The organism is Methylophilus flavus, from assembly GCF_042678905.1.
GTDB classification, from domain to species: domain Bacteria; phylum Pseudomonadota; class Gammaproteobacteria; order Burkholderiales; family Methylophilaceae; genus Methylophilus; species Methylophilus flavus.
Map to the genome: position 1 here is coordinate 454,778 of NZ_JBHTLN010000002.1, position 25,928 is coordinate 480,705.

Below are 25,928 nucleotides of genomic sequence, written 5' to 3' on the forward strand. Positions count from 1 at the left end.
GGTATGATTTATAATAGACGGATTATATAGGATTTCAAACGGGTTATAGGGATGGCCAACCGGCTGAGCAAGATTTATACACGTACCGGAGACGATGGCACGACTGGCCTGGGTGATGGCTCGCGTGTCAGCAAGTTTGACCTGCGGGTACAGGCCATGGGCGAGGTGGATGAGCTGAATTCTGTCTTGGGCATGCTGCTGACGGAAGCATTGCCTGATGATGTGCGTAACGGTCTGGAGGCTATCCAGCATGATCTGTTTGATATGGGTGGCGAGCTGAGTATGCCGGGCCATACATTTATGCAGGCAGGCCGTGTGGCTATTCTGGAGCAAACCCTGGATGGCTGGAATGCCGATCTGAGTCCGTTGAAAGAATTCATATTGCCGGGCGGCAGTCGCGCAGCGGCAGTGTGCCATCTGGCACGTACCGTCTGCCGGCGTGCCGAGCGTGTGCTCCATGCCCTGCACGCGCAATCGCCGGTGACGGTGGTGAATTTGCAATACCTGAATCGTTTGTCTGATTTGCTGTTTGTACTATGCCGTACCTTGAATCGGCACGCCGGCCTTCCGGATGTGCTGTGGAATAACCAACATAAACTGTAATGCGCGATTAGCGCCTGTGTGCACTGAGTAATGATTAAACAATTTCTGCAAAAAGTATTTGGCAAGCGTGGTCAGTCTTCAGATTCAGACCTGGATTCAAAGCTGGCGCCCAAGCATGGCAAGTCGTCTGCTGTTCTGGTGATTCCCGCCAGTAAACATAAAATCAACCAAAAGCTGATCAGCCAGGCCGCATTAAAGACCTGCGATGGTCTGCAAAAAGCCGGTTTCCAGGCATACATTGTCGGTGGGGCGGTGCGTGACCTGCTGCTTAATCATCCCCCCAAAGACTTTGATATCGCCACCGATGCCACGCCGGAACAGGTGCATAAAACCTTCCGCCGCTCGCGTATCATAGGCCGACGTTTCCGCCTGGTACACGTGCTGTGGGGACAGGAGACGATAGAAGTGTCTACTTTCCGCGGCCATCACCAAAGTGAAGGCGATGGAGAGACCAACGACAGCGGCCGCATTATCCGCGACAATATTTTTGGCTCGATTGAAGAAGATTCGGTGCGGCGCGATTTCACTGCTAATGCGCTTTATTACGATCCCAAACGCCATGAAGTGCTGGACTTTCACAATGGCGTGGCGGATATCCGCTCCAAAACCCTGCGCATCATTGGTGATCCGGTGAAACGCTATCAGGAAGACCCTGTGCGCATGCTGCGTGCAGTGCGCCTTTCCGCCAAACTGGGTCTCAAGCTGGAACAAACCACTGAAGCGCCTATCCGCAAGTTGGCTGATTTGCTGGAGGATGTACCACCGAGCCGCCTGTTTGATGAGATGCTCAAGCTGTTTCTCTCCGGACATGCGATTGAAAGCATAGGCGCGTTGCGCGCCCAGCATTTGCATCACGGATTGCTGCCCTTGCTGGATGTCGTGCTTGAGCAGCCGCTAGGCGAAAAATTTGTCATGCTGGCGCTGAAAAACACCGATGAGCGCATTCTGGCAGGCAAGTCTTCCAACCCAAGTTTCCTGTTCGCGACCTTGCTATGGCATGAAGTGTTGCAGGCCTGGCTGGAAAATCAGAAGCGCGGGGAGCCTTTGATTCCGGCACTACATGCGGCCATGAATGAGATCATCGATAAGCAGGGCGAAAAAATGGCGATCCACAATCGCTACACTGCCACCATGAAAGAAATCTGGGCCATGCAGCCACGCTTTGAACAGCGTTCGGGCAAGCGCCCTTATGCCCTGCTGACGAATCCGAAATACCGTGCAGGCTATGACTTTCTGCTGTTGCGCTGCGCTTCCGGCGAATTGCCAGAAGAGCTGGGTGAGTGGTGGACACGCTTTGCCGATGCCGGTACCGAAGAGCGTACCAATATGCTGCTGCCTGACAGCGGCTTGCAAAAACGCCGTCGCCGTCCGCGCAAGAAAAAACCGGCAGCTACGAATGGTGAGTCGGCGTAATGGCCCTGGCCTTGGTCGCCTTGGGCAGCAATTTGCAGCAGCCCAAACAACAAGTGTCTAAAGCCATCCAGGTGCTGGCCGAAACGCCGGGGCTTCACCTGTTGAAAGCTTCCAGCCTGTATGCCACCGCGCCGGTCGGCTATGACAGCCAGCCTGACTTTATCAATGCAGTGATACAGGTGTCTACCGAGATTCCTGCACAACAACTGATGCAGCTATTGCTCTCGGTTGAACAAACCTTTGGCCGTGAGCGGCCATTCCCGAATGCGCCACGCATCCTGGACCTGGACCTGCTCGATTATGCCGGTCTGCAAATGGCGACAGCTCTCCTCACATTGCCGCATCCGCGCATGCATGAGCGTGGTTTCGTTATTTTGCCGCTGGCTGAAATTGTGCCTGACTTTGTACTGCCGCAAGGGCAGACTGTTGTAGAATGGGCAACAGAATTCCCGCATGATGATGTGCGGAAACTGGACGCGCAAAAACTGGATCACTGATTAAATTAGCTGAACGAGCAATAACAATGTTTACCCGTTTTCCTTATGTTGTAATTGAAGGCCCGATAGGCAGTGGCAAAACCACGCTGGCGCGCATGCTGGCAGACAAGTTCTCGGTAGAACTGCTGTCAGAAAAAGCTGAAGCCAATCCCTTCCTGACCCGTTTTTACCAGGATGCCCAGCGTTACGCCTTGCCGACCCAGCTGTTTTTCCTGTTCCAGCGTTCACGCCAGATTGAAGATATGGCGCAGCGTGATATGTTTGGTCAGCCTACGGTGTCTGACTTCTTTCTCGAAAAAGATCCGCTGTTCGCACGGCTGAACCTCGATGATGAAGAATATTCCCTTTATCACCAGATTTACCAGCACTTGCAACTGAAAGCGCCCAAGCCTGATCTGGTGGTGTATTTGCAAACACCTATCGATGCGCTGGTGGGCCGGATTGAAGAACGCAATATCAGTTATGAGCAGGACATGCCGCGCGAGTATATTGCACGCCTGGCCGAGGCTTATAGCGAGTTTTTCCACACTTATGACGCATCGCCACTGCTGATCGTCAATAATGAAAAGCTCAACATCATTAAAGACCAGGAAGCCTTTAATTTACTGATTGAGCGGATTAACCAGATCAAAAGCAGCCGCGAGTACTTTAATCCCAACTTCTAGTAAAAAATGCATTAACGGGCGAAAGCCTGCTTTGCGCGGTGATCAGGATACTCATGTACACTCCGGTTTCTGCGCTCGGTGAGTCTTGAATTTATCCTGTACATGCATTTTAAAACTGTCTTCCAAATATGCTAAACGCCCTGTTATCACGTGCAATGTCCGGCGAGAAGATCGCCATGCTCACCTGCTATGACGCTACCTTTGCCAAGCTGATGACGCTGGCCGGAGTAGACGTATTGCTGGTCGGCGATTCGCTGGGCATGGTGATACAAGGTGCCGACAGCACGCTGGAGGTGAAGATGCAGGACATGCTCTACCACACCCGCATTGTCGCCAAAGGTGCGCCGCAGACGGTGATCATGAGTGATATGCCGGTAGATAGTTATGAGCATGATCTGTCACAAGCACTGGCCAATGCGCAGGCATTGATCGAGGCAGGCGCGCATATCGTCAAGATCGAGGGTGGCGGCCATATGGTAGATACCGCGCGCTACCTGGTTAAGAACGGCATCTCCGTGTGCGCGCACCTGGGCTTTACACCGCAATCTGTTGAAAAGCTGGGCGGTTATAAAATCCAGGGTAAAACGGAAGAGGCTGCCAACACCATATTGGCTGATGCACAAGCCATGGCAACCGCTGGTGCCAGTATGGTGCTGTTTGAAATGGTGCCTGCTGCGCTGGCGACACATATCACAGAAAACATCCCGGTGCCCACCATAGGCATCGGTGCAGGGCCTGGCTGTAGTGGCCAGGTGCTGGTACTGCAGGATTTGCTGGGGATTTATACAGGACCTGCCGAAAAAACACCGCAGGAATATAAAGCACCAAGATTTGTGCAAGACTTTTTAAGTCAGTCCGGTAGTATTGAACAGGCAGTGCTGTGCTATGTGCAGGCCGTCAAACGCGGCGAATTTCCAACGGCCAGGCACAGTTATTAAACATGAGCCGCATTCAAACAATGAGCGAACAGATGATGCGTGGAATGCACCTGATCCCATGAAGCTACTCGCCATCGAATCTTCTACCGAATTTCTTTCACTGGCCGTGCAAAGCTCGGCTGGGATTACCTCATTCCATGAGTCAACCGGGCCTGCCGCTTCGCAGCGTATCCTGCCGGAAATCCAGCGCTTGCTGGCAGAGGCGGGCATTCAACTCGCGGACCTGGATGGCATCGTATATGGCACTGGCCCGGGCGCGTTTACTGGCGTGCGTGTAGCAGTCGGCGTCGCGCAGGGCCTGGCTTTTGGTGCTCACTTATCGGTGGTGGGAATCAGCTCTGTGCAGGCGGTAGCGCAAGCGGCATGGCTGGAAACGCAAGCCGAGAAAGTACTGGTATGTCTAGATGCACGTATGGGTGAGGTGTATCATGCAGCGTTAATCAGGCAGCAGGATGGCTGGCTGGAAGTGTCGCCGCCTATTGTATGCAAACCAAACGAAGTGCCCACCGTTGACGGGGACGGCTGGTTGGCGGCGGGTTCTGGCTGGGGTGTGTTTGGCGAAGCATTGTCTGCACAATATCAGCAGCAGATCGGCCAGGTTCGTGCAGAGATCATGCCAACTGCGACAGCGATATTAATGCTTGCCATGCCTCAGTTTGTGGCTGGTAATGCACAGTCACCGCAACAGGCTGCACCACTATATATACGTAACCGCGTGGCGCTGACTGCTGCCGAGCGCGCCCAAGGACAAACTTTGTAGATATATCATGAGTGCACTACCCCAGCATCAGCCGCAATTCCGCAAGATGTCTTATGAAGACCTGATCGCGATTTGCCGTATTGAGCCGACGATTTACAGTCATCCATGGACTTACGGAAACTTCAAGGACTCGCTGGACTCTGGCTACAGCGCCTGGGTCATGGAAATGGCAGGGGAAATCATAGGGTATGCGCTGGTCATGATGGTGCTGGATGAAGCGCATCTGTTAAATGTCAGCGTCAGTCAGCACTATCAGGGCCAGGGCTTGGGGAGAGCGTTGCTGGCACAGATGATCACAGTTGCCAGGCAGCGGCTTGCCACCAATATGTTTCTGGAAGTGCGCGCGAGCAATACGAAAGCAATTGGTTTGTACGAGGCGATGGGTTTTTGTGAAATGGGTATTCGTCGACACTATTATCCTACCAGTCAAGGGCGGGAAGATGCTGTGCTAATGGGGCTGGCATTATGAGGAGTTTCACTATGTATAGAATGAATAAGGGTACTCCATGAGTCTGGTTCGCGAAGATATGCTGCGCGAACTGGAGTTGTTACCGGTCTGGCGTTTGCGCGCACCTGTAGAAGTAAATACGGTCTCCGATACGGTCGCGCTGGCACCAGTCACACCGATAAGTGAACCGCCGTCAGAAAAGGTTGCGGATGTTTTGCCTGAGATCGTTATTGCTACACCAGTGATCGCTGAGCCTGTCATCGCTTCACCTGTCATCGCGGAGGCTTTCATCTCTGAGCCAGGCATTCGCTTTGCTGAAGAGGTGGCGTCACCACCATTAGCAGCTACTGAAGTTCAGCCTCAAGAAGTCATTTCCCCGCCATTGATTGAATCCCCCTGGCTGGTATTGTGCCCGCAAGCCGGTGATGCCGCTGCGCAGCAATTGCTGAAAAATATTGTGCAGGCCTTGAAATTGCCACCTGAGGCATTACATGTTTCTGACCAGGATTTAAAGGTCACCCAGGTACAAGGCCGCTTTTGCATCCTGTTTGGTTTGCAAGCCGCCAATACATTCCTGGGAACCAATCATGCCGAGATCACTTCTATCAGAGGCCAATTACTGAAGCACGCAGATTTAAGCTATGTGGTCACCCACCATCCGCATGCCATGCTTGAAGATCCTTTACTGAAAAAACAAGTCTGGCATGATGTGTGCCTGCTTCTGGCAACCCAATAAACTGGCAGAAAAATAAAAAACCGGGCTGGTTGAAGCTAGTCGCCATGCCCCCATGTTAATGACATCCATTTAAGAGGAATATCTGATGCGTCAAATTTTCAAGATTGTGCTGTTGGCCGGGGTATTGACCCTGTCTGGCTGTGGCTATAACCAGTTTCAATCCCTGGATGAAGAAGCCAAGGCGAGCTGGGCCGAAGTGTTGAACCAGTACCAGCGCCGTGCTGACCTCGTGCCTAACCTGGTCTCCACCGTGAAAGGCTATGCCAATCATGAAGAAAAAGTACTGACTGAAGTCACCGAAGCGCGTGCCAAAGTAGGCAGTATGCAGGTGACGCCTGAATTGCTGAATGACCCGGAAGCGTTTGCGAAATTCCAGGCTGCACAAGGCCAGTTGACCAGTGCGTTATCGCGCCTGATGGTGGTGTCTGAAAACTACCCTAACCTGAAAGCTGATGCCAGCTTCCGTGATTTGCAGGCGCAATTGGAAGGTACCGAAAACCGCGTGACTGTAGCCCGTAACCGTTATATTGAGGCGGTGAAGCAATACAATGTCACCGTGCGTAGTTTCCCCAATAACTTAACCGCCATGATGTTCAACTATCAGCCTAAGCCATCGTTTACCGTAGAAAATGAAAAATCGATTTCATCTGCGCCAAAAGTAGACTTTGGTGATAAGTAATTGAATAGTTTAATTATTTGTTGATGTCTGTGAAGGTGTTGGTAATGAGCTGGCTGCGCATGCTGCTGATAGGTGGCATGTTGATGGCAGGCCTGAACGCGCATGCTGCCAAGGGGTTGGTTGATATTCCACCGCTTAGCAGCGCCGTTACTGACCTGACACAGACGCTTTCGGCGGAAGAGCAAACTGCGCTCAACGAAAAACTGTCGCAGTTTTCTCAACAGACCGGCTCACAAATCGCCGTGCTGATATTACCGACTACTCAACCGGAAGATATTGCGCAATTCGGTATCCGGCTGGCGGAAGCATGGAAGATAGGCCGCGAAAAGCAGGACGATGGCGTGATTGTGATCGTGGCCAAACAAGACCGTAAAATGCGCATTGAAGTCGGGTATGGGCTTGAAGGTGCCATTCCCGATGCGGTCGCCAAGCGTATTGTCGCTGAACAGCTCAGCCCCGCATTCAAACAAGGCCAGTTTTACCAAGGCCTGCATGTGGCGACAGATACCCTGATCAAACTGATACAGGGCGAACAATTACCCGCGCCTGCCAAAGGTCAAGCGGCGGCAGGGCAACAGGGCTTGATGCACTGGTTGCCCATCCTGATGTTTGCCGCCATTTTCCTCGGCGCTATTTTGCGCGGCATGCTGGGCTCGTTTTTTGGCAGTGCCCTCACTGGTGGTGCTTTAGCTGTACTCGCTGGTTTCTTGGGCGCAACGCTCTTGGTCATGGGGCTGGTCGGCCTTGCCGCATTTATATTCACGCTGGCCATGGGCGGCGGTCAGGGTGGTTTGCCGATAGGCGGATTCCCGGGCGGCTTCGGCGGTGGAGGCGGCGGCCGCGATATATTCAGCGGCGGCGGTGGCGGTTTTGGTGGCGGTGGCGCGTCAGGAGATTGGTAATGAGACCCGTACATCCATTCAGACGTTTCTTCCGGCATCTCACCAGCCATCCATGGCAGGTCAAACGCCATTTCTCCGAGACTGCGTTGCAACATATTGAACACGCAATTGCTGCAAATGAGCATCTGCATGCCGGTGAAATCCGCGTCGTGATCGAGTCCGGCCTGCCGCTTGCTGCCATTATGCAGGGCGTCTCTCCACGGCAACGGGCGATACACCTGTTCGGCCAACTGAATATCTGGGATACTGAACAGAACAACGGCGTGCTGATTTACCTGATGCTGGCGGACAAGGATGTAGAGATTATCGCCGACCGCGGCATAAACCGGCACGTGCAAGCGCAGGGCTGGCAGCATATCTGCCAGCAAATGGAAGGGATGTTTAGAAGTGGGCAGTTTGAACAAGGCGTTACACACGGCATTACCGCAATTGGCGAGCATCTTGCAGAGTACTTCCCGCCACAAGCGACTCCGCGCAACGAGCTCTGCAATCACGTATTGGTGCTCTAGTGTTTTGCCGGGCGGTTTATTGCTGATTGCCGCAGTCACTGCGCACGCTGACTTAAAAGATATTTATCGCATCTACCACACCCAGCCCAGCCTGGCGGCATTCGAAATTTGCCAAGGTGGTGGCTGCACCCATTCAGATACTTTGCAACTGGCTGAATCCGAGTGGAATCATGTACTAAGAATCTTCTCTCCCCTCCCCGAAACCGCTGAACTAGAACGCATCCAGATAGCCGAAGCCATCGGCATGCTGGAAGATATCGTAGGCACCAAAATCGGCACTGCCGCTGATCGCGCCGGTACCTTTGGCAATAGCGATTACCAGCATCAGCAAGACTGTAATGATGAGGCCATTAATAGCACCACCTACATGCGCTTGATGCAGCAGGCGCGCTTGATACGCTTTCATACCATTCAGGATACCCGTACCCGCAAATTCTTCTTTACCGGCTGGCCACATAGCACCGCTGTTATCCGTGAAAATGACACCCAAGCCGAGTTTGCGGTCGACAGCTGGTTTTACGATAACGGCCATGCTGCGACCATCGTGCCTATGGCACAGTGGAAAGAAGGTTACATTCCTGAAGACAGCCCTATACTTGAGCGCAAGTGAATGTAACTGAAGGCTTATTTAAGTTTCTCTACTGGGATGACTTGTTTATGCGACCAAAAAGCAGTATTGACAAGCCTGCCAGTAGCAAACTTGCACTGTAGGGCTCAGGCACGGCGCTCGGCACATTTACCGGGATGATAGAACCCGGGGTCACCGCCCAGGCATACCAGACGGTGGCGTCTTTCGGATAAACTTGCTGGAATCCATAGGTGGCAAAAAACTCAAATGCCCCATCTCCAGAGTTGACTACTTCGGTGCCGGTCCAGTAAAACGATTGCACCTGGCTGAAAGGGCTACCGATACCGTAGCCTGAACTATGAACGCCGCCAAATGGTGGCAGGCCTAATTCCTTGTAATAAAGCTCTGCGAATTCATCGCCAGCGGTGGTGCCGTTGGTGGAAGAGTTGTAACCGCAGTCATTGCCGTCGCAACCATCATTGCCAATGTCTGCTACCGTAGGCAGGCGCCATTCATTACTACCAGCATAGTTGACGGTATTCAGGTAATGGACAAAAGCTTGTGCGCCCCACCATGAGGTCTCGCCCACATTACTGAAATCACTACTGGAAAGTGTGTAAGGCGTACTGCCGTAACTCACTCCGCTATTGGCGTTGATGATGGCATCCACAACCGTACTATAGCCATTATTGGAAATCAGGGAGCCGAGCAGGTTGGCATTTTGTGTCCAACTGACATCGCTGATACTGCTGTAATACAGGTCCACCCCCGCAGAGCTATAGTTCACAAGAGCAGCTTGTGCCTGCAGACTGGTAGAAAGGGTGACAACCAAAGAAGTAAAAGCAAGCAGGGACGGGAGACGGCGGGAAGTTGTCAACATAGCAAAGCCTTTCTGTTATTAGAATAATAATGCAAGGACGGTGACGGCATGTTGCATCAGGCAAACGCTTGTTACAGCGCATTGCTGATCTTGTTGAATGTATATTAGATTTGCTTAAATGTAAATTGCTACATCTTAAATGGCTGTTTATGAGTGTTAATACCGCATGTAGCGACCTTTTTACTGACGCAGTTGCTGAATAACGCTAAAATCGCGTGTTCAAAATCTTTATAAATTCGATTCTTATGCGCGCATCACAATTTTTTATTGCTACCCAAAAAGAAGCCCCTTCAGATGCTGAACTGATCAGCCATAAACTGATGGTGAGGGCCGGGCTTATCAAAAAACTGGGCAGTGGTTTGTATAGCTGGATGCCGCTGGGTTTGCGCGTGTTACGCAAAGTGGAAAACATCGTGCGGGATGAGATGAACAAAGCTGGTGCTTTGGAACTGCTGATGCCAGCCGTGCAACCGAAAGAGTTATGGGAAGAAACCGGCCGCTGGGCAGTGTTTGGCCCGCAGATGCTCAAAATCCAGGACAGGCACGAGCGCGATTTCTGTTTTGGCCCTACCCATGAAGAAGTGATTACTGACATCGCTCGCAAGGAAATCAGCAGCTACAAACAACTGCCGCTGAATTTCTACCAGGTGCAGACCAAATTCCGTGACGAGATCCGCCCGCGTTTTGGCGTAATGCGCGCACGCGAGTTCCTGATGAAAGATGCTTATTCCTTCCATACCAGCGTTGATTGCCTGGTGAATACCTATAACGGCATGCACACGGCTTACAGCAATGTGTTTACCCGCCTTGGCCTCAAGTTCCGTGCGGTGAAAGCCGACTCCGGTGCCATTGGCGGCGATGGTTCGCAGGAGTTTCATGTACTGGCCGACAGCGGTGAAGATGCACTGGCTTACTGCGAGCAGTCTGACTATGCAGCCAACGTTGAAATGGCCGAGGGCATCGCTACCGGCAGCCGTGCGGCTGCGGCTGAAGCCATGCGTGAAGTGGATACGCCCAAGCAGACCACCTGCGAAGATGTAGCGAAACTGCTGGAAATTCCAGTCACTCAAACCGTGAAATCGGTCGCGTTGATCGTTGATGAAGTATTTACCCTGGCCTTGCTGCGTGGCGACCACCAGCTGAACGAAGTCAAATTCGGCAAAGTGGCAGGCGTACAAAATTTCCGCCTGGCGACTGAAGAAGAGATTCGTGCGAATTTAAGCTGCCCACCTGGCTTTATTGGCCCGGTCGGTGTTAATGCTAACGTACGTGTGATTGCAGATCGATCCGTCGCAGTGTTAAGCGATTTTGTCTGCGGTGCCAATAAGCCTAAATTCCATTTGGCGGGTGTCAATTTTGGCCGTGATTTGCCAGAGCCTGTCATCGTGGCCGATATCCGCAATGTAGTAGAAGGCGATGCCAGCCCGGATGGCAAAGGGACGCTGAGTTTGTGTCGAGGCATTGAAGTCGGCCATATTTTCCAGTTGCGTACCAAATACTCCGAAGCCATGCAGGCGACTTACCTTGACGAAAACGGTCAGTCGCAAGTGATGGAAATGGGCTGTTACGGTATTGGTGTGTCACGGATTGTCGGTGCGGCGATTGAACAGGGCCATGACGACAAAGGTATTATTTTCCCTCGCAGCATGGCGCCGTTTGATGTGGTGATCTGCCCGATTGGCCTGGATAAAAGTGATGCTGTGAAACAAGCCGCATTTGATTTGTACAAGCAATTGCAGCAAGGTGGCGTGGATGTGTTGCTGGATGACAGGGGCGAGCGCCCAGGGGTAATGTTCGCCGAAAGTGATTTGCTGGGTATCCCGCACCGGATTGTGATTGGCGACCGTGGCCTGGCAGAAGGTAAAGTGGAATATAAAGGCCGCACGGATGCCGAGGCACAGAACTTGCAAGTGGCTGATAGTGTTGCGTTTTTACGTGACAAACTTGGGCATTAACTAGAAGGCTTTATTGCTTCTGTTCTGCGCCTGGATCGCTTCTCTATTGCATAGAATAGGCAAGATGAATAAACCAAGCTTTTTACCTGCTGCCATGATGTTGACCGGCCTGTTGTTATGGTCGTCAATCACCCTGGCCGGTAACCAGAAAGAAGAGCCGTTAGCTAACAGCGTCAAATCTGTGATGCAAAAATCAGTCAGCGATGTGGCAGCACCTCGCTTGCTGTTTGACACCGAGCAGACGGCGCAGCAATGGTTGCAGGAGATGTCAGTGCGGTTAACAAAACGCATGCCGGATACACAATACCGTGAAGACTTTTTAAAGTCAGTGCATTATGAATCGACGCGTGCGGGCTTGGATCCGCAACTGGTACTGGGCTTGATACAGGTTGAAAGTGGTTTCAAGAAATATGCACTTTCCAGTGTCGGTGCGCGTGGCTATATGCAGGTGATGCCGTTCTGGGTGAAAAGCATAGGTGCCAACGAGCATAACCTGTTTGATATGCGCCTGAACCTGCGTTACGGCTGCACGATTTTGCGGCACTACCTGGATATCGAACGCGGGGATTATTATCGCGCCTTAGGCCGCTATAATGGTAGCCTGGGCAAGCCGGAATATCCTAACCTTGTGGTAGGTGCCTGGCGTAATCACTGGCATTATGACTCTCCGCTAAAAATGAATATTGCCAGCCAATAAGGCCTGGCTGATTGAAAAAAACCGCGCTGCTGCGCGGTTTTTTGTTATATACATTTTTACTTAGCCACTTTTATTTGACGACTTTGAATCCGTAATAAGTGCCAAACTCGCCTTCATTCTCGTGATAAACGAACAGCATGCCGTTGCTGTAACCGGCGCCATTGAAATGGTTGTGTGAACGCAGCTTCATGGTTTTAGGCAACGCACTTTTACCGACATACTGCCCATTCAGGTCAAAAATCAATACGGTTTTATGGTCAACATCAAGCAGGGCAAGCTCATTGCCAGCCACACCGGTAAAGCCGACAAAGTGGTCGCTCACATCATCATATGCAACTTGTGCCTTGCTGAAATCCAGTTTGATTTCTTTCAGCTTTTCGCGCTGCTTGTTGTCCACCACAAACACCAGGTTGCCGTGTTCCTGCTTGGCATAATAAAGATTGCTGGCAGCATCGTAACTTGGCATGGTGCCAGCGTCGCCAAAAGCGGGGTTAAACTGGGAAATATCACCAGAACTGGTGAGCACTTCACCCTTGTCGTTAACTTCGATACTAAAGATGCCTGTATTAGGTGAAAAACCTGCGGCGGTAGAAATGTTGTAAGTAATCGTTTCAAGCTTGTTGGAGTTGGCGTTGTAATACAGTGAACGGTTATCAAATCCCGGCTTGGCTGAATTCACGTATTGGCCATTGGCAGTATAAGCATGCACTTCCGATTTTGAAATGGGTGCTTCAAACTCGGTACCCATAGGTGCCAGGCCGCCATCCGCAATATAGTAATGCTGGTTGCCGGGCAAATAAGCCACAGTCATCGGGCGCGTCGTCGGTTTCTTGGCGAGCGGGATTTTAATGCCGACTTCTGCTTCCGGCAGAATTTCTGCCTGGCTGGCAAGCGACAGGCATAGCAGTGCCAAACCGCTTAGTAATTTTGTATTCAATTGCATATCTCCGTGATCCTGTTTTTATGGGTGTTGTATGGACGCTATTTTAAGCGACAAGTTTTAAAAAATGCTGATTAAGCCCACTTTCGTCGCCATATGTTGTTGCTCGCAAATAAACTCTCCTCATATATCAAATATATACTTCGTCAATTTTTTACTCGCGCCTGGTCTGGCTTGGAAATTCCACCTAATCAGAACTTTTTTGAATTGTTTGCGATGTTACACGTGTGATCAGCATGGCGTCGCCATAACTGAAAAACCGGTAAGATTCCTGAATGGCATGGGCATAAGCACGCTTGAGCAGATCATAGCCGCCAAAGGCAGAAACCAGCATCATCAAGGTACTTTTAGGCAGGTGGAAGTTAGTGATCAGCCGGTCGACCAGTTGAAACTCAAACCCAGGCGTGATGAAAATATCGGTTTCGCCATGGTGCGCAAATAGTTTCCCGGCACGCGCTGCACTTTCCAGCGTACGTAATGAAGTCGTCCCCACCGCAGTCACACGTTTGCCTGCTGACCGCGCCTGCAGAATAGCTGCAATGGTTTCTTCCGGCAGGTGATACACCTCGCTATGCATATGATGCTCGGCAATATTATCCACTTTCACCGGCTGGAAAGTGCCCGCACCCACATGCAAGGTGACATAGCGTACATGCACGCCTTTTTCAGCCAGTGTGTTGAGCAACTTTTCATCAAAATGCAGCCCTGCGGTAGGTGCAGCTACTGCACCTTCATGTTTGGCAAATACCGTCTGGTAACGAGTGTCATCGGCAGTATCGGCTGCATGTTCAATATAAGGCGGCAATGGCAATTGACCATAGCTCTCCAGAAAGTCATACCATGACTCATTACCCAGCAGGCGGATATGGAACATATCGGCATGGCGACCTAACACTTCTGCCTGGTAACCATCTGCCAGGTGCAACAGGCCGCCAGCTTTAGGGGAGCGGGATGATTTGATCTGCGCATAAGCTTCCTGCGACTCGAATACGCGGTCTATCATCACCTCGATATTTCCCCCGGTGGCTTTCTGCCCAAAAAGCCGTGCTTTGATCACTTTGGTATCGTTAAGCACCAATACATCACCGGCTTCAAAATGATCGCTGATCTGGCGGAAGAAATTGTCCCGGATAGTATCGTGAGTGGCATTGACTTCCAGCAGGCGACTTTGTGAGCGATTGGGTAATGGATGTTGTGCAATCAAGTGCTGCGGAAGATGAAAATCGAAATCTAGAGTTCTCATAAATCAAAATTATGGTTATAATAGCGGTCTTTGATGTCCTACATTATATCCCATGCCGGGATGGCGGAACTGGTAGACGCACTGGACTCAAAATCCAGCGCCGCAAGGCGTGCCGGTTCGATTCCGGCTCCCGGCACCATGTAATACTCTCAAGAAGTATCAAAAAGACGCAAAAACGAATTAATTCAAAGGCTTAGATGAAAATCTAGGCCTTTTTTCATATCATACCGTCGCTTGACATATACACGTTCCATGTATAACTTTGTGTATAACATTCTTATACACACGGAAATGTTATACATATCGCACTCACTGATACACAGCTTCGCAATGCTAAACCAGCTGAGAAAGATTATTCGATCACAGACGGTCAAGGCCTATCCATACTGATAACAAGTAAAGGTGCTAAAGGGTGGCGTTTTCGTTACCGTCATCTGGGTAAACCCAAACTAATGTCTTTTGGTACATATCCAGAAGTCACACTCCATGTTCTTAATCCGATCTTTAGATTGATGTGATTTTGGAAATTTATGGAAAATATGAACTCAAAGCTGATTGTTGCTCAGATTGTTTGTGTTCTAGCTCCTCTAATCTTTTATGTATTTACCGATTTTGTTGAAAGAAAACTCCCAGAAATAGCGAGAGGAGGGTGGCGGATTTTTCGTATAGGTGGTTTTATTGCTTTAGCCGGAGCTTGGATTGCTGTCTATCTATTGGAGATAGAAGTGGCAGCAGTGCTTACAATGGCTGGAAGTATAATCGGAGGCATAGGTTTGATCATACTTTCAACCAGCCGGCGACCATGAATATGAGCAGGTAGCATCAAATAGAATGGTCCGTTATAGATATAAGCTGCCAGCATGAATTGCTGCGCTTGAATAAACTCAAATGAATAGCTATCTGAATCAGGTTTATAAACCTCTACCTGCGTTTGGGAAGAATAAAGGCCGGTTATCCCGGCCTTTGATTATCAAGCCTCAGTTAAGCTTGCTTACGGCGTACTACAACACCTAATAGACCCAAACCTGCGAATAGCATAGCGATGCTTTCTGGTTCTGGGACTGTACTTACTGTACCTACTTGACCAACGAAAACATCTGTGTTGTACCAAAGCTTTCCTGTTATGTATTTGCTTGTTCCATTATTGCCTGTTATTTCAAAACTCGCTGCCAATGATGCATATCTACCCGTAGAATCTCGCTCGATTTCAAAGATTTGGAAACGACCTTCAAGTGTATTAAATCCCTGGCCTGTATTACTAAAGTCCAATCCGGGACCGTATGTGTTCATGGGAAATCCTACTGCATTTTCATAAATGCCAGGAATTAATCGATTTAAGCCAAGAGTATCTGGCGAGAAGGCTAAAGTTATCCACCGTTCAAAACGAACGTTTGACTCATATATAAAACTGACTGACTGCTCATAGTTTGGATTGCCTGAGTATGGAGTGTAAGCCCAAAAACTTCCCGTCGCATCAGTGAAAACATATGAGTTTGTTACGCCCCACGTTGAATCTTGCAGATTGCCATAGTACTCAATCTCCAGTCGATTAATAGCGTGTGCGCTAGCTGATGCGATTATCGTACCAAAGCTCAGCAAAGTCAGAGCAACATATTTAACAATTTTCAAAACAAATCCTCTCTTTTAGTTTTTTCTGTTACGAACACATAGGCTTATCAAGCCTAAACCAGCTATTAGCATTACTAGGCTTTCTGGTTCTGGAACGGCTGCTAATGGCGTGCCTAATATTTTTAAACCAGGTGTTTCTTTAGGAGTGAAGTATAGCCATTGATATGGATAGCCATTTGCAGTGTTCATGCTTCTATATACTGATAGTGGATTAGTTGCACCGTAAAGTGACCAACCGACGGCCTCTTGTCAGTGAGCTTGATTAAGCTTGTTTTTTACGTACAGCAATACCTAATAAGCCTAAACCAGCAAGCAACATTGCCACGCTCTCAGGTTCTGGGACTGGAGTTACTGCTGGGATGGAATAGGCAGACGCATTTACCGTTGCTGCCAAGCGAATAAAACTATCTTTGTCATCGTAGAAGAAAAATTTAATTCGCTTTGATGAGGAGTAGTCACCCGATTCAAATAGTCCGCTTCCTGAAGTTAAATCAGAATAGATCGAAGTGGTTGAAAACGCATCATCAAATGAAGAAGTCGATAAAGAAATTTGGGCTCTAGAATTGGAATTATCAACGTTGAGGTTATCGGCTGATCCATACACTAAAGCATCAGCACTAAACGAAAGTAATGTAAAGGCTTTATAGGCTAATGCCATGTTGCCAGAAACGTCCGAGTTAGCGCTGCCTCCGGAAGTATTTGCAGATGCGGAAAGTGATTGTAATTGAGAGGATCCTGTTGCAATGCCTGTAGATGAGCTTAGTCCATCAGTAGTAGTCAAGTTTAAAGAGAAAGGCAGTCCTACTGAATGAGTATGGTCATATGCAGACGTTAAGAATTGATTACTGACATTGTTATTTATATCGATACTTAAAGTATCAAGATAAGGAATTACAGCATCTCCAGAGATAATCTCGAGCTTAAAGTTACTTAAAGAAGCCCCGGCTGAACTTGCTGCGCTTGCGTTTACCGAAATCAAAAGGAGAGCGAAGAGCAAAGATATTTTTTTCATTATTTTTTCCTGTTTGTTTATTTGAAATTTTTAGGGAGAAATCATATTGAAAAATAATAATTTGGCAATAGCCAAAATGGGTTAATGATAGAGATTAATTAATTTATTTACTTAGTAAATTAAAGGTAGTGAGACTTTCCAATTGTTTATTCCACTTGCCTGCTACAAAGCGCTTTTTTAATGAAGCTTTAGATAGTGACTTTTATCAAACTGGGGTAACTTTTTTTGGGAGGAGGGTAAATAATATTTCTAATTTACTTAAAGTGACTTAAATAATATTGTTAAACGCAACATTCGGTTCAGGCTCCCTCCAACGGAATGTTACAAGAAGTCTTACTAAGATCTAAAAATCCTTTAAATCATTGATTAAAAATATTCTTTATGTCTGGCAGTCTCTTAAACATTCCCACCACCTAATCATTTGCTTTTGCGCTGATCTAAATATTTATTACCAGCTTTATGATTTGCCTCGTACATTTGATCAAGCTGTTTATTCAAGGCATCGCACTTGTCTTTCCACTGTTCGGAATCTTCTAATCCATCATTCAAGTGAGCCATTGAGTAATCATATCTTTCGTTTTGCTGATTTTGCGTTAAGCCTTGCTCATTCATGGAGGCATTGATTGCTTTCATCCGCTATATACGGATGTTTGATTTGGCAGCATATATAGCGCATGTTGCCTCTTGGTTGGTTTCCACTTTTTTGATTTCTGGCTTGGAAAACGGCATTGCCTTTTCATAAGTATTTGTTGTGAGTATTGATTGCTGTGTGCAGGAGGCGGTTAGCAAAGCTATCAGGGAAATGATGGCACTTATCACGATGGGCCTCATCCTCTGGTCTCATTTATTCAATAAAGATTGTGTAAGGTTTCGCATATTGTCTCCTTGTATAAAACGCTATATAACTCATCGATACGCTGAAATTTATCATGGCATTTCCAGGTTCTCCTATACGAATAGTACGTACTGCCACATTCCTTTGCTAGTTGAGTCATGGCGGGCGCGTGACTAACAGTTACTACATGCCTTCTCTTTTAAAGCTGTATCATTTGATAGTTTTAGGCAAGAGTTTGAGAAATTTTTACTTGCCTCAGTTTTGGAATTGTTCCAATCTCTATCTGTCAGAATCGCATATTCGTCATTTAAAAATCAATAAACGACATCACTAAGTGATGCGCCCCTTTCAAGGAAGGATTTAGCAATGGTCAGCTTGAGTATTAATGGCACCACCCACCAAGTGGATGCACCTGGAGATATGCCTCTGCTTTGGGTAATCCGGGATATCGTAGGATTAACCGGGACCAAGTTCGGATGTGGTATCGCGCAATGCGGCGCCTGTACTGTACATATTGACGGTCAGGCCGCGCGATCCTGTGTACTGCCCGTCTCTGCCGTCGGTGACAAGAAAATCACAACGATAGAAGCGGTCGGGGAAACTGCGGCAGGCAAGTCTATCCAGAAAGCCTGGCTGGATCTGGAAGTGATGCAATGCGGTTATTGCCAGTCTGGCCAGATCATGTCCGCTTGCTCACTACTGGGTCAGCACCCGCATCCTGATGACAAGCAAATTGATGCTGCGATGGCAGGCAATATCTGCCGCTGTGGCACCTATCCCAGAATACGTGCTGCCATCAAGGTTGCATCCAAGGAAGGGGCCTGATCATGTCACAAGGTCTGATTCAGGGCTTATCCGACACACATACCGTCGCCAATCCTCCGCGCCGTAATTTTCTTAAATTTGCCGCCACCATCAGTGCCACTACCGCAGGCGGGATGGTATTAAGCATTAGCTTGCCTGCGCTTAGCCAGAGCAAACAGACTCAGGCGTATACGGAGCCGAACGCAAAGCAGGATATCCTGGCACCCAATGCATTCATCAAGATTGATGCTAACGGTGTTGTCACCATGATTATGCCTAAGGTTGAAATGGGGCAGGGTGTGTATACCTCTATCCCCATGTTGCTGGCGGAGGAGCTGGAGGTGGATGTCCAGACGGTCAAGCTGGAGCATGCGCCGCCTAACGACAAGCTATATGCAGATGCCATGTTGGGTGCCCAGGTGACAGGTGGGTCTACCTCTATCCGTGCACTGTGGGATCCCATGCGCCAGGCAGGTGCTGTTTGCCGCACACTGTTAATCTCGGCCGCCGCCCAGAAATGGAAGGTTGAACCATCTGCCTGTCACGCGAAGTCCGGTGTTGTGTATCACGATGCTTCAGGACGTCACCTCGGCTACGGAGAACTGGTGAAGGTTGCCAGCACCCTACCCGTGCCGAAAGAAGTCCCCCTTAAAGACCCCAAAGATTTCAAACTGATTGGCACTTCAGCTCGGCGGCTGGATACGCCGGACAAGGTCAATGGCCTGGCAAAATTTGGCATAGATGCAGCGCCTGACAAGGTCAAGTTTGCCATCATCGCCACCAGCCCGGTATTTGGCGGCAAGCTGATTAGTGTGGACGACAGCCGCGCCCTGAAAATGCCGGGTGTGCTGCAGGTGGTGAAAGCAGACAATGCTGTGGCGGTGATCGGCATACATACCTGGGCGGCTAAACGTGGCCTGGGCGCACTTGATATCAAGTGGGATGAAGGCAAGAGTACGGATGTCACCACAAGTGATCTGATCAATGATTTGAGGGAAGCGGCCAAGAAACCAGGCGCCGTTGCCAAAAAAGAAGGCAATGCGACCAAGGCATTTAAAAGTGCCAGTAAAACACACGCTGTGGTTTATGAGCAGCCGTTCCTGGCGCATGCGACGATGGAGCCGATGAATTGCACGGTGGAAGTAGGTGCTACGGGCTGCGACATCTGGGTAGGTACGCAGATCCCGACGTTTGCACAAGGCATGGCCGCCAAAACCCTGGGCATTCCGGTTGAAAAAGTCAGATTGCATAACTTCCTGATTGGCGGTGGTTTCGGCAGGCGCCTGGAGTTTGATGGTGTGGTACAGGCAGTCAAGATTGCAAAGCAGGTCAAAGGACCGGTCAAGGTGATCTGGACCCGGGAAGAAGATATCCAGCATGATATGTTCCGGCCCTATTACTATGATCGTGTTTCCGCCGGGCTGGATGCTGACGGCAAACCAGTCGCCTGGTCGCATCGCATCGTCGGCTCCTCCATCATGGCGCGCTTTGCGCCACCAGCTGTCAAAAACGGTGTGGATCCGGATGCAGTCGAAGTGTCAGCGGACCCTCCCTATGAGTTACCCAACCTGTATGTAGATTATGTACGTGTCGAGCCGCGCGATGTGCCTACGGCATTCTGGCGCGGCGTTGGTCCTACCCGCGGCACCTTCGTCGTGGAGAGTTTTATTGATGAGCTCGCACACCTGGCCAATGTGGACCCGGTGAAATACCGGCTCGATCTCCTGGACAAAACCCCACGATTGAAAACAGCGCTGCAAACAGCCGTGAGTAAAAGTGACTGGGGCCAGCCTTTGGCAAAAGGCAAGGGGCGTGGCGTTTCCGTCATGCATGCTTTCGGTACCTTTCTGGCCATGGTGGTGGATATCACCGTAAATGACCAGGGCGAAGTCAAGGTTGATCGTGTGGTCTCTGCCGTGGATTGTGGGCTGACCGTCAACCCCAACACCGTCATCGCCCAGATTGAGGGCGGCATTATTTTTGGGCTGACCGCGGTATTGCACAACGAGATCACCATCAAGCATGGCCGTGTCGAACAGAACAACTTCAGCGACTACCGCATCATGCGTATCAACGAAGCGCCGGCGATTGATGTGCACCTGATCAAGAGTGCCGAAGCGCCAGGCGGTATCGGTGAACCGGGGACAGCCGCCATCGGCGCTGCCCTGGCCAATGCGGTATTCTCGGCCACCGGCAAACGCATTCGCAAGCTTCCTATCGGTAATCAATTACAGGCATAAGGAATCACGATGAAAATAACATCACGCCTTACCACGGTATGCTTCACCATTGTTGCCTTAGCCTGGTCTTTACAGGCGCTTGCCGTGAGTCCTGCTGATATCAAAAGAGGGGAATACCTGGCCAGGGTAGGCGACTGTGTATCATGTCACACCGCGCCACACGGTAAAGATTTCGCCGGTGGCCTGCCCATGCTGACGCCAGTTGGCGCTATCTATACCACCAATATCACACCTGACCCTGAAACCGGCATCGGTAAATACACCGAAACGGAGTTTGGCAAAGCCCTGCGGCGTGGCGTTGCAAAAGATGGGCATCACCTTTACCCGGCGATGCCTTACCCATCCTATGCCAAGGTCAGTGACCAGGATATTCACTACCTGTATGTGTATTTCATGAATGGGGTGAAGCCGGTACGTCAGGCCAATAAAGCCAGTGAGATCCCCTGGCCTTTGAATTACAGATTTCCGCTGGCTGTATGGAATGCCATCTTTCTCGATAAAGAAGTCTATCAACCTGACCCGGCAAAGGATGCCCACTGGAATCGCGGCGCATACCTTGTGCAAGGTCTGGGGCATTGTGGTGCCTGCCACACCCCACGTGGAGTAGCGTTCCAGGAAAAAGCACTCACAGAAAAATCAGATCACTTCCTGAGTGGCGAAGTGCTGGAGGGCTGGTCAGCGACCAATCTGCGTGGTGATCACAATACCGGTCTGGGCCGTTGGTCAGAAGGCGATATCCTGGTCTACCTCAAAACGGGTGCCAACCAGCATAGTTCTGCATTTGGCACTATGACGCCGGTGATCAACAACAGCACAGAAGGCATGAGTGTCGAGGATTTAACCGGCATTTCCAGATACCTGAAAACCGTGAAGGGTACGGACGACAAAGGCCAGAAGCCCTATCAGTACAATGCCAGCAGCACTCTGGCTCAACTCAATCAGCCCACAAAGTTTAAGGGCGCCAGGCTTTATCAACAATATTGCGCGGCCTGTCACGGGGCAAATGGCAAGGGGGTTGCGCCTTACTTGTCGCCACTAGCCGGTAACTCTGCGGTCATGGACCCGGATCCGTCCTCCCTGATCAATGTGATCCTGAACGGTTCGCCGCAACTGAAACCGCAAGGCGTTGCAGCGCCATACAACATGCCCAAATTCCGCCATACGTTAAATGATATTGAAGTGGCGGAACTGGTGAGTTTTATGCAGAAAGCCTGGAATCATAACCTTGAAGAAACCAGTGCCAAGGCGGTTGCTAAAATCCGCAAGATGCCGCCATCAGCGCATTAAATAAAATAGCGATTATCTTTAGACCCAACAACCACATTGCAAAATGTGGTTGTAGTTAGCCAATTTTAAGCAAAATGGCTGCATTCAACCTGAATTTATTCGGGAAAAATTCCCTATCCTTAATTTTTCTAATTGAGAATCAGTCGCTTATTGCAAACAAATGTAATGGCACGCGTTTTGCACCTGATTCAGTGAAATGAAAATTTTTGGTGATGGAATATGAACGATACATTGGCATGGTCTGGGATTGATTTGCAATGGGCGTATACGGATGTGCTGCGGCGCATTGGGAGGCGCACGGCGTGTGTGCAGCGTGCAAAAGATATTCTGCATGATGCGTTAGTCTATTTTGCCGTCTCCAGCCACCCGGCCAGGGAAGAATCGCCGCAGGCCTACCTGAATGGCATCGTCAATCACCTGATGGTGGATGAGTACCGTTATCGCACCCGCTTTGTAGAAGAAGACCAGATAGACGAAACTGCAACTATTCTGGAATGCTCTCCTGAGCAGATATACGAAACCCGGCAGATGCTTTTTAATTTGCAGCGGATTATCGACCTGTTGCCAAAAAAATGCCGCCAGGTTTTCTGGCTATATCATGTGGATGAAATGAAACAGAGCGACATCTCAACGCATTTAGGGATCACTACCAGCATGGTAGAAAAACACCTGATTCGTGCTATGCTCGACATACGCGCATTCCAGGAAAAAATGGCGCGCTAATTCACTCTTAAAACTATACTTAATGCTAAAACCAATGACAGTCAGCGAAGTGGCAGCACGGTGGTATTTGCGGATGCGTGAGCATTCACATGGTACCCCTGAACGTGATGCATTTGAGCAATGGCTGGCAGATGACCCCATGCATGCCTCCGAGTATGAAAGCATCAGGCGCGCCATGCAAAGAATGAGCTCGCCTGAATCATTGTCCTCACTGGCGGATGAAGCCGAACAGCAAGTGTTTTTAGCGCAGGAAGCTAAACGTAAAACAAAGCAGCGCCATATCGGGCAACTGTTCCTGGTCAGTTTGCTTTGCATCATGAGTTATGTTTTCCATCAGCAATACCTGGATTGGCAAGCTACACCTGTGATGCAAATGGCTGCCCAGAACCCGGTCGGCCAAATTGCGTTTAAAACACTGGATGACGGCACACACGTCACGTTAAGTGCTAAAAGTGATATGGAAGTCACCTACTACCGGCACGAGCGCCACGTATTGCTTAAAGAAGGTGAAGCTGTTTTTGAAGTGACCAAAGATCCTGATCGCCCGTTTATTGTAGAAACAGACACTGCACGCGTGACCGTATTAGGTACCCGATTTGCTGTAAATAAACTGGAGCAATTGGTGCGGGTCAGCGTAGACCATGGCACTGTCAAAGTGGAGCCCAAGGTACAAAATCAACAAGATTCAACGACTGAAACGCGTGTGATCACCAATGGCCAGGTGGTCGAAGTCTACCCGAATTATGCAACCGTTCTGGTCAATCGTCCTGCATCTGATGCGTTTGCATTCCTGAATGGCCGGCTGGTGTTTGATCGCGCCGATACCAATGAAATCGCAACGACAGTCTCACGTTACCGTCAAAAACCAGTCCATTCAATGGGTAAAGATATCCGTAATATTTCAGCAGATATCAATATTAAAGACATAGAGCAATTCCTGCGCGGCTTACCAAATATCGCCCCGGTTTCGATTAAAGAAACACCGCAATACACGCTTGTTAAAAGCAAGTAGTTAGGTAATTGTCTTAACAAAAAGGTACCTTTTAGACACCTTTTTAACATCTCGTTTTTGCTCCTCTAGGAAGCTTAGGTGTTTTTTCTTAGCAACTCTTCTAATGCTGATTTAACATTCAAAACAACATTATCCCAATCACCTACATTTGCTTGTCTGAATAACTTCGCTGTCGGATACCAAGGCGTATCGTCCCGGTCTAACATCCAACGATAATCTGGTAAATATGAGATGAGTATCCAGACATTTTTTGCCATTGCCCCCGCCAAATGTGCAACCGACGTATCTACCGTGATGATCAAGTCCATGCAATCAACCAATGCTGCGGTATCAGAAAAATCAATTAACTCGTTTGAAAACTGACGTATCTGAGGCAGTCGAGATAACGTCGTTATGTCCCGTTCCCTGACTTCTTTTTGCAGAGAGTAAAACGCAATTGGCAAGCTTAGTAACGGTTCAAGTTGCTCCAGTCGAATGCTGCGATCATGATCTTTCTTATGGTCTTTAGAACCTGACCAAACCAATCCTACTTTTAGTTGTTGGCTAGCTTTAAACCTATCTTCCCAAGCATGTTTTTTCACTTTATCAGAATACAAATAAGGCAACGTGTTGGGTATGCTTTCCAATGTCGTCTTGAATGCCAGTGGCAAGCTCATGATCGGGCAATGTAAATCAAATGCATCCACCATCTGATCCTTCATAACAATTTCGGCATTCAAGCCCATTGTTTTTATTACAGGATACAGCTGTGCAGGCACACTCAGAATGACATTAGCATCCAGTTTTTCAACCAGGGGAATGTAACGACAAAACTGTATAAAATCCCCCAGCCCTTGCTCGGGGTAAATATATAAGACCTTACTATTTACAGATTCCTGACCTAGCCATAGCGGCTGTTTGTAATCGGGATAAGATTGTTTTTGTTCAATGCGATGGCGCCGATATTCATATAAATGCCAACCTTCTGCATACTCTCCCAGCAAGATTTTTAGAATGGCTTTATTCCAAAACGCGTCAGCGACATCAGCGTCAGGTGTAGTTGTAACGTTGTAAAGCGTGTTGTTTTTATTGTGTCTGGCTTCACATGTTCGTAAGTTGTACACGATTGCTTTCTCAAAACTAGCAAACGCTTCATCAAATCTCTTGAGCTCCATATATGCAATGCCTTGGCCGGTATAAGCATACGCATAATCGGGGTTCGCTTGAATTGCCTTTTGGTAATAAGCTAATGCATCTTCAAATCTTCCAAGTTCAATTAAGACGCTTCCGCAATTGTTATATGCATCTACATAATTGCTCTTCAGCGAGATTGCTTGTTGGTAGCTTGAAAGTGCTTCTTGATAGCTTTTGAGTTCTTTAAAAATCACGCCCCGGTTGTAATGAGCTTCTGCATGGCGTGGATTTAATTTAATTGCATTCTCGTAATTTAACAGTGCTTCCTCAAATCGTTTAAGTACTTTTAGCACATTGCCGCGATTGTTGTAAGCGTTCGTATAATTAGGTCTGATTTCAATGGCCTTATCGTAGTCCCTCAGCGCTTCTTCATGCCTTCCGGATTTCTCATGCAGAATTCCTCGATTGTAATAAGCCTCAGCGTAATTGTTACTTAAAGCGATCGCTTTATTGTAATCATCGTACGCTTCGTCCACCCTTCCAAGTGCGAATAGAGCAGCACCGCGATTTCCATATGCGGCAAATTGGCTTGAGTCTAAGCCTAAAGATTTCTCAACATAACCCAATCCAGATTCAAAGCGTCCTTGTTGAAATTCAAGCATGGCCAAATTGTTCAAAAGATGAGGGCTATCTGAATAAACACCTAACAAATTGAGATATATGTTTTTAGCCTCAAGCACATTGCCGTTTTGATGGAATGTCAAAGCCTTTTTGAATTCTGTATTTTGTTGTAATTCGTTCATTCTAATGCCCCTTACATTTGAGACTAAATGCTGGCGA

The 25,928-nt window shown here is 48.9% G+C and carries 29 protein-coding genes and 1 tRNA gene; 22 read left to right on the plus strand and 8 right to left on the minus strand.

Annotated elements, in window-relative coordinates; genetic code table 11:
- Positions 1-51: 51 nt before the first annotated feature.
- The 12 genes from ACFQ2T_RS12175 to ACFQ2T_RS12230 all read left to right on the plus strand — a co-directional run bounded on the left by ACFQ2T_RS12175 (position 52) and on the right by ACFQ2T_RS12230 (position 8,760).
- Positions 52-603, plus strand: a complete 552-nt coding sequence (locus ACFQ2T_RS12175; protein ID WP_379034788.1) for a cob(I)yrinic acid a,c-diamide adenosyltransferase — start codon at positions 52-54, stop codon at positions 601-603.
- Between the two features lie 30 nt (positions 604-633).
- Positions 634-2,016: a polynucleotide adenylyltransferase PcnB gene (gene pcnB, locus ACFQ2T_RS12180; protein WP_379034790.1), complete on the plus strand. Its 1,383-nt coding sequence runs from the start codon at positions 634-636 to the stop codon at positions 2,014-2,016.
- The gene (gene folK, locus ACFQ2T_RS12185; protein ID WP_379034792.1) at positions 2,016-2,513 is read left to right on the plus strand and encodes a 2-amino-4-hydroxy-6-hydroxymethyldihydropteridine diphosphokinase; all 498 of its coding nucleotides are present in this window, start codon (positions 2,016-2,018) and stop codon (positions 2,511-2,513) included. Before pcnB ends, folK begins: the two co-directional genes overlap by 1 nt.
- Positions 2,514-2,539: 26 nt before the next feature.
- The gene (locus tag ACFQ2T_RS12190; RefSeq protein ID WP_379034794.1) at positions 2,540-3,178 is read left to right on the plus strand and encodes a deoxynucleoside kinase; all 639 of its coding nucleotides are present in this window, start codon (positions 2,540-2,542) and stop codon (positions 3,176-3,178) included.
- 128 nt (positions 3,179-3,306) lie between these two features.
- The gene (gene panB / locus ACFQ2T_RS12195) at positions 3,307-4,116 is read left to right on the plus strand and encodes a 3-methyl-2-oxobutanoate hydroxymethyltransferase (RefSeq protein ID WP_379034796.1); all 810 of its coding nucleotides are present in this window, start codon (positions 3,307-3,309) and stop codon (positions 4,114-4,116) included.
- 58 nt (positions 4,117-4,174) lie between these two features.
- Positions 4,175-4,876 carry a tRNA (adenosine(37)-N6)-threonylcarbamoyltransferase complex dimerization subunit type 1 TsaB gene (gene tsaB, locus ACFQ2T_RS12200; RefSeq protein ID WP_379034798.1) on the plus strand — a complete coding sequence of 234 codons (702 nt, stop codon included), beginning with the start codon at positions 4,175-4,177 and terminating at the stop codon, positions 4,874-4,876.
- Between the two features lie 7 nt (positions 4,877-4,883).
- On the plus strand, positions 4,884-5,345 hold the full coding sequence (gene rimI / locus ACFQ2T_RS12205) for a ribosomal protein S18-alanine N-acetyltransferase (RefSeq protein WP_379034800.1): 462 nt from the start codon (positions 4,884-4,886) through the stop codon (positions 5,343-5,345).
- A gap of 37 nt (positions 5,346-5,382) precedes the next feature.
- Positions 5,383-6,060: a hypothetical protein gene (locus ACFQ2T_RS12210; protein ID WP_379034802.1), complete on the plus strand. Its 678-nt coding sequence runs from the start codon at positions 5,383-5,385 to the stop codon at positions 6,058-6,060.
- 85 nt (positions 6,061-6,145) lie between these two features.
- Complete coding sequence (locus ACFQ2T_RS12215) at positions 6,146-6,739, plus strand: LemA family protein (RefSeq protein ID WP_379034804.1); 594 nt, start codon at positions 6,146-6,148, stop codon at positions 6,737-6,739.
- Positions 6,740-6,783: 44 nt separating this feature from the next.
- Positions 6,784-7,641, plus strand: coding sequence for a TPM domain-containing protein (locus ACFQ2T_RS12220; RefSeq protein WP_379034806.1), 858 nt, complete (start codon positions 6,784-6,786; stop codon positions 7,639-7,641).
- Positions 7,641-8,150 carry a TPM domain-containing protein gene (locus tag ACFQ2T_RS12225; RefSeq protein ID WP_379034808.1) on the plus strand — a complete coding sequence of 170 codons (510 nt, stop codon included), beginning with the start codon at positions 7,641-7,643 and terminating at the stop codon, positions 8,148-8,150. Before ACFQ2T_RS12220 ends, ACFQ2T_RS12225 begins: the two co-directional genes overlap by 1 nt.
- A gap of 19 nt (positions 8,151-8,169) precedes the next feature.
- The gene (locus tag ACFQ2T_RS12230; RefSeq protein WP_379034810.1) at positions 8,170-8,760 is read left to right on the plus strand and encodes a hypothetical protein; all 591 of its coding nucleotides are present in this window, start codon (positions 8,170-8,172) and stop codon (positions 8,758-8,760) included.
- 28 nt (positions 8,761-8,788) lie between these two features.
- On the opposite strand, the gene ACFQ2T_RS12235 is transcribed toward ACFQ2T_RS12230, so the two are convergent.
- Positions 8,789-9,598, minus strand: a complete 810-nt coding sequence (locus ACFQ2T_RS12235) for a hypothetical protein (protein ID WP_379034812.1) — start codon at positions 9,596-9,598, stop codon at positions 8,789-8,791.
- A 245-nt stretch (positions 9,599-9,843) separates the two neighbouring features.
- On the opposite strand from ACFQ2T_RS12235, the gene ACFQ2T_RS12240 reads away from it, so the two are divergent.
- Positions 9,844-11,553: a proline--tRNA ligase gene (locus ACFQ2T_RS12240; protein WP_379034814.1), complete on the plus strand. Its 1,710-nt coding sequence runs from the start codon at positions 9,844-9,846 to the stop codon at positions 11,551-11,553.
- Positions 11,554-11,647: 94 nt separating this feature from the next.
- Positions 11,648-12,250, plus strand: a complete 603-nt coding sequence (locus ACFQ2T_RS12245; protein ID WP_379035175.1) for a lytic transglycosylase domain-containing protein — start codon at positions 11,648-11,650, stop codon at positions 12,248-12,250.
- Positions 12,251-12,320: 70 nt separating this feature from the next.
- Here ACFQ2T_RS12245 and ACFQ2T_RS12250 read toward each other — a convergent pair whose 3' ends face one another.
- Entirely contained in the window at positions 12,321-13,193 is an 873-nt protein-coding gene (locus ACFQ2T_RS12250) for a hypothetical protein (RefSeq protein WP_379034816.1), read from the minus strand.
- A 184-nt stretch (positions 13,194-13,377) separates the two neighbouring features.
- Complete coding sequence (gene queA / locus ACFQ2T_RS12255; RefSeq protein WP_379034818.1) at positions 13,378-14,433, minus strand: tRNA preQ1(34) S-adenosylmethionine ribosyltransferase-isomerase QueA; 1,056 nt, start codon at positions 14,431-14,433, stop codon at positions 13,378-13,380.
- A gap of 54 nt (positions 14,434-14,487) precedes the next feature.
- On the opposite strand from queA, the gene ACFQ2T_RS12260 reads away from it, so the two are divergent.
- The 3 genes from ACFQ2T_RS12260 (at position 14,488) to ACFQ2T_RS12270 (ending at position 15,239) form a co-directional block, all read left to right on the plus strand.
- A tRNA-Leu gene (locus tag ACFQ2T_RS12260) sits at positions 14,488-14,572 on the plus strand.
- A 163-nt stretch (positions 14,573-14,735) separates the two neighbouring features.
- Entirely contained in the window at positions 14,736-14,951 is a 216-nt protein-coding gene (locus ACFQ2T_RS12265; protein ID WP_379035177.1) for an Arm DNA-binding domain-containing protein, read from the plus strand.
- A 12-nt stretch (positions 14,952-14,963) separates the two neighbouring features.
- Complete coding sequence (locus ACFQ2T_RS12270; RefSeq protein ID WP_379034820.1) at positions 14,964-15,239, plus strand: hypothetical protein; 276 nt, start codon at positions 14,964-14,966, stop codon at positions 15,237-15,239.
- A 175-nt stretch (positions 15,240-15,414) separates the two neighbouring features.
- Here the strand turns inward: ACFQ2T_RS12270 and ACFQ2T_RS12275 are convergent, their stop codons facing one another.
- The 4 genes from ACFQ2T_RS12275 to ACFQ2T_RS12290 all read right to left on the minus strand — a co-directional run bounded on the left by ACFQ2T_RS12275 (position 15,415) and on the right by ACFQ2T_RS12290 (position 17,707).
- On the minus strand, positions 15,415-16,062 hold the full coding sequence (locus ACFQ2T_RS12275) for a PEP-CTERM sorting domain-containing protein (RefSeq protein WP_379034822.1): 648 nt from the start codon (positions 16,060-16,062) through the stop codon (positions 15,415-15,417).
- Positions 16,063-16,077: 15 nt separating this feature from the next.
- On the minus strand, positions 16,078-16,251 hold the full coding sequence (locus tag ACFQ2T_RS12280) for a PEP-CTERM sorting domain-containing protein (RefSeq protein WP_379034823.1): 174 nt from the start codon (positions 16,249-16,251) through the stop codon (positions 16,078-16,080).
- A gap of 73 nt (positions 16,252-16,324) precedes the next feature.
- A complete protein-coding gene (locus ACFQ2T_RS12285; RefSeq protein WP_379034825.1) occupies positions 16,325-17,074 on the minus strand; it encodes a PEP-CTERM sorting domain-containing protein in 750 nt (249 codons plus the stop codon).
- A 417-nt stretch (positions 17,075-17,491) separates the two neighbouring features.
- A complete protein-coding gene (locus ACFQ2T_RS12290) occupies positions 17,492-17,707 on the minus strand; it encodes a hypothetical protein (RefSeq protein WP_379034827.1) in 216 nt (71 codons plus the stop codon).
- A 568-nt stretch (positions 17,708-18,275) separates the two neighbouring features.
- Here ACFQ2T_RS12290 and ACFQ2T_RS12295 point away from each other — a divergent pair.
- The 5 genes from ACFQ2T_RS12295 (at position 18,276) to ACFQ2T_RS12315 (ending at position 23,975) form a co-directional block, all read left to right on the plus strand.
- The gene (locus ACFQ2T_RS12295; protein ID WP_379034829.1) at positions 18,276-18,734 is read left to right on the plus strand and encodes a (2Fe-2S)-binding protein; all 459 of its coding nucleotides are present in this window, start codon (positions 18,276-18,278) and stop codon (positions 18,732-18,734) included.
- 2 nt (positions 18,735-18,736) lie between these two features.
- Complete coding sequence (locus ACFQ2T_RS12300; RefSeq protein ID WP_379034831.1) at positions 18,737-20,953, plus strand: xanthine dehydrogenase family protein molybdopterin-binding subunit; 2,217 nt, start codon at positions 18,737-18,739, stop codon at positions 20,951-20,953.
- Positions 20,954-20,962: 9 nt separating this feature from the next.
- Positions 20,963-22,240: a c-type cytochrome gene (locus ACFQ2T_RS12305; protein ID WP_379034833.1), complete on the plus strand. Its 1,278-nt coding sequence runs from the start codon at positions 20,963-20,965 to the stop codon at positions 22,238-22,240.
- A gap of 219 nt (positions 22,241-22,459) precedes the next feature.
- Positions 22,460-22,963 (plus strand): RNA polymerase sigma factor, encoded by a 504-nt coding sequence (locus tag ACFQ2T_RS12310; RefSeq protein ID WP_379034834.1) that lies wholly within the window; start codon positions 22,460-22,462, stop codon positions 22,961-22,963.
- 34 nt (positions 22,964-22,997) lie between these two features.
- Positions 22,998-23,975, plus strand: coding sequence for a FecR family protein (locus tag ACFQ2T_RS12315; protein WP_379034836.1), 978 nt, complete (start codon positions 22,998-23,000; stop codon positions 23,973-23,975).
- Positions 23,976-24,049: 74 nt separating this feature from the next.
- Here the strand turns inward: ACFQ2T_RS12315 and ACFQ2T_RS12320 are convergent, their stop codons facing one another.
- Positions 24,050-25,891 (minus strand): tetratricopeptide repeat protein, encoded by a 1,842-nt coding sequence (locus ACFQ2T_RS12320; RefSeq protein WP_379034838.1) that lies wholly within the window; start codon positions 25,889-25,891, stop codon positions 24,050-24,052.
- Between the last annotated feature and the right edge of the window lie 37 nt (positions 25,892-25,928).

Bases quoted from the DNA above. Each gene is read 5' to 3' on its own strand.
- ACFQ2T_RS12175 (WP_379034788.1), top strand. From the start codon at position 52: ATGGCCAACCGGCTGAGCAAGATTTATACACGTACCGGAGACGATGGC.
- pcnB (WP_379034790.1), top strand. From the start codon at position 634: ATGATTAAACAATTTCTGCAAAAAGTATTTGGCAAGCGTGGTCAGTCT.
- folK (WP_379034792.1), top strand. From the start codon at position 2,016: ATGGCCCTGGCCTTGGTCGCCTTGGGCAGCAATTTGCAGCAGCCCAAA.
- ACFQ2T_RS12190 (WP_379034794.1), top strand. From the start codon at position 2,540: ATGTTTACCCGTTTTCCTTATGTTGTAATTGAAGGCCCGATAGGCAGT.
- panB (WP_379034796.1), top strand. From the start codon at position 3,307: ATGCTAAACGCCCTGTTATCACGTGCAATGTCCGGCGAGAAGATCGCC.
- tsaB (WP_379034798.1), top strand. From the start codon at position 4,175: ATGAAGCTACTCGCCATCGAATCTTCTACCGAATTTCTTTCACTGGCC.
- rimI (WP_379034800.1), top strand. From the start codon at position 4,884: ATGAGTGCACTACCCCAGCATCAGCCGCAATTCCGCAAGATGTCTTAT.
- ACFQ2T_RS12210 (WP_379034802.1), top strand. From the start codon at position 5,383: ATGAGTCTGGTTCGCGAAGATATGCTGCGCGAACTGGAGTTGTTACCG.
- ACFQ2T_RS12215 (WP_379034804.1), top strand. From the start codon at position 6,146: ATGCGTCAAATTTTCAAGATTGTGCTGTTGGCCGGGGTATTGACCCTG.
- ACFQ2T_RS12220 (WP_379034806.1), top strand. From the start codon at position 6,784: ATGAGCTGGCTGCGCATGCTGCTGATAGGTGGCATGTTGATGGCAGGC.
- ACFQ2T_RS12225 (WP_379034808.1), top strand. From the start codon at position 7,641: ATGAGACCCGTACATCCATTCAGACGTTTCTTCCGGCATCTCACCAGC.
- ACFQ2T_RS12235 (WP_379034812.1), bottom strand. From the start codon at position 9,598: ATGTTGACAACTTCCCGCCGTCTCCCGTCCCTGCTTGCTTTTACTTCT.
- ACFQ2T_RS12240 (WP_379034814.1), top strand. From the start codon at position 9,844: ATGCGCGCATCACAATTTTTTATTGCTACCCAAAAAGAAGCCCCTTCA.
- ACFQ2T_RS12245 (WP_379035175.1), top strand. From the start codon at position 11,648: ATGATGTTGACCGGCCTGTTGTTATGGTCGTCAATCACCCTGGCCGGT.
- ACFQ2T_RS12250 (WP_379034816.1), bottom strand. From the start codon at position 13,193: ATGCAATTGAATACAAAATTACTAAGCGGTTTGGCACTGCTATGCCTG.
- queA (WP_379034818.1), bottom strand. From the start codon at position 14,433: ATGAGAACTCTAGATTTCGATTTTCATCTTCCGCAGCACTTGATTGCA.
- ACFQ2T_RS12270 (WP_379034820.1), top strand. From the start codon at position 14,964: ATGGAAAATATGAACTCAAAGCTGATTGTTGCTCAGATTGTTTGTGTT.
- ACFQ2T_RS12280 (WP_379034823.1), bottom strand. From the start codon at position 16,251: ATGAACACTGCAAATGGCTATCCATATCAATGGCTATACTTCACTCCT.
- ACFQ2T_RS12285 (WP_379034825.1), bottom strand. From the start codon at position 17,074: ATGAAAAAAATATCTTTGCTCTTCGCTCTCCTTTTGATTTCGGTAAAC.
- ACFQ2T_RS12290 (WP_379034827.1), bottom strand. From the start codon at position 17,707: ATGAAAGCAATCAATGCCTCCATGAATGAGCAAGGCTTAACGCAAAAT.
- ACFQ2T_RS12295 (WP_379034829.1), top strand. From the start codon at position 18,276: ATGGTCAGCTTGAGTATTAATGGCACCACCCACCAAGTGGATGCACCT.
- ACFQ2T_RS12300 (WP_379034831.1), top strand. From the start codon at position 18,737: ATGTCACAAGGTCTGATTCAGGGCTTATCCGACACACATACCGTCGCC.
- ACFQ2T_RS12305 (WP_379034833.1), top strand. From the start codon at position 20,963: ATGAAAATAACATCACGCCTTACCACGGTATGCTTCACCATTGTTGCC.
- ACFQ2T_RS12310 (WP_379034834.1), top strand. From the start codon at position 22,460: ATGAACGATACATTGGCATGGTCTGGGATTGATTTGCAATGGGCGTAT.
- ACFQ2T_RS12315 (WP_379034836.1), top strand. From the start codon at position 22,998: ATGACAGTCAGCGAAGTGGCAGCACGGTGGTATTTGCGGATGCGTGAG.
- ACFQ2T_RS12320 (WP_379034838.1), bottom strand. From the start codon at position 25,891: ATGAACGAATTACAACAAAATACAGAATTCAAAAAGGCTTTGACATTC.